The organism is Candidatus Aquarickettsia rohweri (assembly GCF_003953955.1).
Taxonomy (GTDB): domain Bacteria; phylum Pseudomonadota; class Alphaproteobacteria; order Rickettsiales; family Midichloriaceae; genus Aquirickettsia; species Aquirickettsia rohweri.
Map to the genome: position 1 here is coordinate 1 of NZ_RXFM01000110.1, position 4,129 is coordinate 4,129.

The 4,129-nt window shown below is 29.2% G+C and carries 6 protein-coding genes; 4 read left to right on the top strand and 2 right to left on the bottom strand.

All coding sequences use genetic code 11. The annotated features are described in order from the left end of the window. Positions 1–157 (bottom strand): IS66 family insertion sequence element accessory protein TnpA (gene tnpA / locus EIC27_RS08440; RefSeq protein WP_410519448.1); only part of this gene is annotated, 157 nt, incomplete at its 3' end. A 46-nt stretch (positions 158–203) separates the two neighbouring features. On the opposite strand from tnpA (EIC27_RS08440), the gene EIC27_RS06340 reads away from it, so the two are divergent. The 3 genes from EIC27_RS06340 to EIC27_RS06350 all read left to right on the top strand — a co-directional run bounded on the left by EIC27_RS06340 (position 204) and on the right by EIC27_RS06350 (position 1,728). Then, the gene (locus EIC27_RS06340; protein ID WP_162298361.1) at positions 204–758 is read left to right on the top strand and encodes an outer membrane protein; all 555 of its coding nucleotides are present in this window, start codon (positions 204–206) and stop codon (positions 756–758) included. A 13-nt stretch (positions 759–771) separates the two neighbouring features. After that, positions 772–1,203 (top strand): hypothetical protein, encoded by a 432-nt coding sequence (locus tag EIC27_RS06345; RefSeq protein WP_126045224.1) that lies wholly within the window; start codon positions 772–774, stop codon positions 1,201–1,203. An 87-nt stretch (positions 1,204–1,290) separates the two neighbouring features. Beyond that, positions 1,291–1,728, top strand: a complete 438-nt coding sequence (locus tag EIC27_RS06350) for a hypothetical protein (RefSeq protein WP_126045225.1) — start codon at positions 1,291–1,293, stop codon at positions 1,726–1,728. Between the two features lie 260 nt (positions 1,729–1,988). Here the strand turns inward: EIC27_RS06350 and EIC27_RS06355 are convergent, their stop codons facing one another. Further along, positions 1,989–3,926, bottom strand: a complete 1,938-nt coding sequence (locus tag EIC27_RS06355) for an ATP-dependent DNA helicase RecG (protein WP_126045226.1) — start codon at positions 3,924–3,926, stop codon at positions 1,989–1,991. A gap of 49 nt (positions 3,927–3,975) precedes the next feature. Between EIC27_RS06355 and tnpA (EIC27_RS08445) the strand changes: the two genes are divergently transcribed. After that, the coding region (tnpA, locus tag EIC27_RS08445) for an IS66 family insertion sequence element accessory protein TnpA (RefSeq protein ID WP_410519450.1) at positions 3,976–4,129 on the top strand (154 nt) is incomplete at its 3' end.

Genomic DNA, 4,129 nt, shown 5'->3' on the forward strand with positions numbered 1-4,129 from the left:
CTACAAGAATTCTGTGCCATTTATAAAATGTACTTCTCGGCACATTCTTTTGCTTACAAAATTCATATTTACTTACATTACTTTTTTTATATTCTTCTACTAGCTCTTTCCATTTTTCATTACTTATTCTTTTTTTCTTTTTTTCTAATAGCATCATTAGCCTCTATTTTTTTAGGCTTTTGTTCTACCACTTATTTTTATTCTTGCCTAGATGCCCTTATTTTAGCGCTTACATAGAATCTAAAAAACCATCTAATGCAATGTTATATAGCTTAGGTTTTGGATATAAGGTTAATGATAAACTCTCTACATATCTAGATTACACCAACTTTAGAAATATGGATAATAAACTTACTAATGAAACAGATACCTATCAAAATAAAGTACGTGCAGACTTATTTAAGTTAAATTTCCAATATAATTTCAATGATAACAATAACCTTTCACCATATTTAACAGCTGGAGCAGGCATGTCACTTAACAATTTTGGAAAACATACAATAACAAATACCGCTGGCGTTATAACTGATGAAGTACTTCCACATAAAAATAGTCAATTTGCATGGAATGTTGGTGCAGGCATTAATTACAAAATAAATAAAAAAGTAAGCTTAGACACTAATTATAAATATGTAAATCTTGGAAATATAGAAGCAAAGTATCATGTTGATGAAAATTCAATATTAAGAGAGCAGAACTTAAGCGGCAAATTTCAATTACATACTGTAAATGTAGGATTAACTTATCATTTTAATTAATTAGGAGAAAGAAATGCATAGATCAAAAGAAGAACTTAGAGAAACAGCGCTTTACAAGGGAAAGCCACAGTCAAATAGTACTATAATATATAGAAGTGTCCCTTCTGATTCAACAACTGAATTAAATAAAGCTAAATCAGAAAAAAATGAGTTAGAAAACAAACATAAAGAATTAAAAGTAAAACACGAGTATTTAACCAAAGAAAATACCCAACTTAATAATGAAAAAGTTAAATTAGAAAAAGAAGTACAAAGTTTAAAATTAAATGATCGTTGTGAAGAAGAAATTGATAAAGCTATAAAAGAAAATTGTCACGATAGAGAAACTAATACACCAAAAAACATAAAAATATCAACACCAGTTTTCGATAAATTAGACCCTAAAATTGACAGCATTAAATCTGAACATAAAGTTGAAGATGATAATATTATTCATAAAGATTAAAACACAACTTGTTATGGTAAAGTAGACAATAAATTAGAAAAAAAAGTAAATGATAAATGCCATAAAATTCACCATCTTCATAAATTAATGGATTCACTTGGCGTGGATAAAGATGAAAAAGGCCAAGTAGATGAAGGTCATAAAGAATTTTCAGATTTTATAGATAGCAGTAATTTAGATATAAAGCATAGATTAAGTTTTAATAAATTATATGATGATTATGATTATACTTGTAAAAAAGGAAATAAAGTACCGATTGAAAAAGCTACTGCAATAAAATACAAATATGCCAATAATTCTGCAAATGATAAAGAATGCTTTAAAATAAGCGACAAAAAAATTACTACTTATGGTGACAATTCTTTTTCAGATGAATGTGCGCCCATAATTGCTGCCTATAAAGCATTACAGGATAGAAACATCCCTCATTACAGTGGCTGTGATCTTAAAGACTATGATGATGAAAATATTCACGAACTATTAAAGCCTAATGATGCGGAAGACAATATAGACAGTAATATCTAAGCAAAATGCAAGCACTGAATATTATGGATCACCAAAGTTGGGATTGGCGTCCCTCCCTCGTGATGACTGTTGCAAATGTTGTCATTGCGAGGATGCCATAAGCATCCGTGGCAACCCAGTAAAGTTTCAACAAAATGCAAATGTGACAACAATTCTGGATCACCACGCCCCTGGGGGGCTCGTGATGACTGTTGTAAACGTTGTCATTGCGAGGATGCTATAAGCATCCGTGGCAATCAATAAATAAAACACCTTTGTATTTATGTTAAATTAATATTCTTCTCCTTAAAATAAACATCTTTATCAAATATTTTTAACAAAATTTCTAACTCTTCCACTACTATCTCATTTGAATTAACAATAGAGCTTTCATATTCATCTGCAATTGGCACTAAAGATGAATGTGATAGTGAATCAAAAAATCTAAATCCAGTTTCACCACTCTGTCTGAACCCTAAATAATCACCACTACCTCTAAATTCTAAATCTTTTTCTGCTATCTTAAATCCATCAGCAATACTACATAAAATACTTAACCTTTTTTTTGACTCTAAACTTAATTTATTTCCATATAATAATATACAATAAGACTTTAAAACTCCTCTTCCTACCCTACCTCTTAACTGATGAAGTTGTGATAAACCAAATCTCTCAGCATTTTCAATAACCATAACTGTTGCTTCAGGAACATCAACTCCAACTTCAATTACTGTTGTTGAAACTAACACTAAAATTTCCCCACTTTTAAATTTTTGCATCACTTCATCACGCTCTTCTATTTTCATTTTTCCATGAATCATAGCAACCTTATCACATAATTTTTCATCAAGTAATTTAAAACTTTTTTCAACATAAGATAATTGTAATTTTTCAGATTCCTCGATAAGTGGACATACCCAATATACCCTCTCATCTTTTTCAATTACTAATTTCAGCCTCTCTACTAGCTCTATTATTTTTGATTTTGATAACATACTAGTCGCAATTTCCATATTTGATCTTGGCTTTTGCTTTATAATGCTTACATCCATATCACCATAATTTAACATATTAATTGTCCTTGGGATTGGAGTAGCAGAAAGCATCAACAAATCCACATTATCACCTTTTTGTAATAAGTTTAACCTTTGCTTTACACCAAATCTATGTTGCTCATCAATAATTACTAAGCCTAAATCTTTGAATAATACTTTTTCTTGAAATAAAGCATGAGTACCAACTACTAGATCAACTTCTCCTAAACTTAAATTTTCTAATACTTTTTTCTTCTCAGAACTTTTTAAACTTCCAACTAATAAATCAACTTTTACACCCAAGCTTTGAGTATAACATATAATATTTTTCCAGTGCTGTTGAGCTAATATTTCTGTTGGAACCATTAATGCAACTTGTTTCTTAGCCTCAATAGCATTTAATGCAGCGCATATCGCTACAACAGTTTTACCACATCCAACATCACCCATAAGTAATCTCAACATCTTCTTATTATCTAATTGATCCTGAGAAATCGCATCTATAGCTATTTTCTGCTCTTTAGTTAGACTAAATTTCAGCTCAGCTAAAAAATTTGAGGCTAAGTTACCAATAAATTTAATTGATTTACTTGATTTGTTTTGTAAATTTTTTCTCAATACCTTAAGACATAACTGATTTGCTAGTAATTCGTCAAATGCAATTCTTGATCTCGCTACCTTAATATTTTCTAAATTTATTTTTAATGGAAAATGTAATTCTCTAATAGATTCAGAAAATGTTTTCCACTTATATTTTTTTAGTAAATCTTGAGGCAACCAATCTTTACAATATGGTAATGTCTGTGTAATTTTTTTTACCAAATATGAAATCAATTTCGAAGTTATGCCTTGCACCTTTGGATATACTGCCTCCATATTAAGAACTTTAAATTTCTCGTCTGATCGAACAACTATATCTGGATGAATTATACAATAAACTCCATTTTGAATAACAATCTTACCACTAATAATAAGATGGGTCCCTGCAATAAAATATTGCCTTATATATAAAGGTATTTTATTGAAATATATCAACTCAATAGAGCCTGTTTGATTTTTACACAATATTTTGCTTGGAATTTTTGAATAATATTTATCTCTAATATCAACTTCTATAACTTCTAAAGATAAAGTAACTAAATCACCATTATTAATGTAAGCGCTAAAATAAGGGCATCTAGGCAAGAATAAAAATAAGTGGTAGAACAAAAGCCTAAAAAAATAGAGGCTAATGATGCTATTAGAAAAAAAGAAAAAAAGAATAAGTAATGAAAAATGGAAAGAGCTAGTAGAAGAATATAAAAAAAGTAATGTAAGTAAATATGAATTTTGTAAGCAAAAGAATGTGCCGAGAAGTACATTTTATAAATGGCACAGAATTCTTGTAG

Coding starts and splice junctions, on each gene's coding strand:
- EIC27_RS06345 (WP_126045224.1), top strand. CDS start 772: ATGCATAGATCAAAAGAAGAACTTAGAGAAACAGCGCTTTACAAGGGA.
- EIC27_RS06350 (WP_126045225.1), top strand. CDS start 1,291: ATGGATTCACTTGGCGTGGATAAAGATGAAAAAGGCCAAGTAGATGAA.